The 720-nt window shown below is 36.2% G+C and carries 1 protein-coding gene; it reads left to right on the top strand.

Going from position 1 to position 720, the window contains the following annotated elements; genetic code table 11:
• Positions 1-720 (top strand): AMP-binding protein (locus ACYP5M_RS26500; protein ID WP_459735731.1); only part of this gene is annotated, 720 nt, incomplete at both ends.

Here is a 720-nt window from a genome sequence, read left to right on the forward strand (position 1 = left end):
TATCAGAATTAGAGCTATTATTAGAAGAAGAAAAGAACCAATTATTAAAAGAATTTAATCATACAGATGCGGAATATCCGAAAGATACAACCATTCAACAAATATTCGAAGAACAAGTAGAGAAAACACCTGATCACATCGCGGTAGTATATGAAGAAAATAAACTAACGTATAGAGAATTAAATGAAAAAGCAAATAGTCTGGCAAGGACCTTAAGAGAAAAAGGTGCCGCACCTGAAAAGGTTGTCGCTTTGATGGTGGATCGTTCTATAGAAATGATCGTGGGAGTACTAGGCATCATTAAATCCGGCGCGGCTTACATACCGATCGATCCCGATTACCCTAAGGAAAGGGTCAGTTATATCCTGGAAAATAGTCATGCCGATTTAGTAATAACAGAGACAAAATTTATAGACAGTATAGATATAGACTGCCAAACAATCGATATACATAAGAGCGATGTGTATTTAAATGATACATCGAATCTGGAAATCATAAATAAACAGGAAGATTTACTATATGTTTTATACACCTCAGGTACGACCGGAAAACCGAAAGGAGTCATGGTTACTCAAGGTAATGCCATCAATATGGTCTATAGCTGGATCAGTCATTATCATTTAGATCAATTTCATGTGAATTTGCTGCAATTGGCAAGTATATCATTTGATGTATTCACAGGGGATTTATGCAGAAGCATATTAACCGGGGGCACCATGT

The sequence above is a fragment of the Peribacillus sp. N1 genome (genome assembly GCF_054600815.1).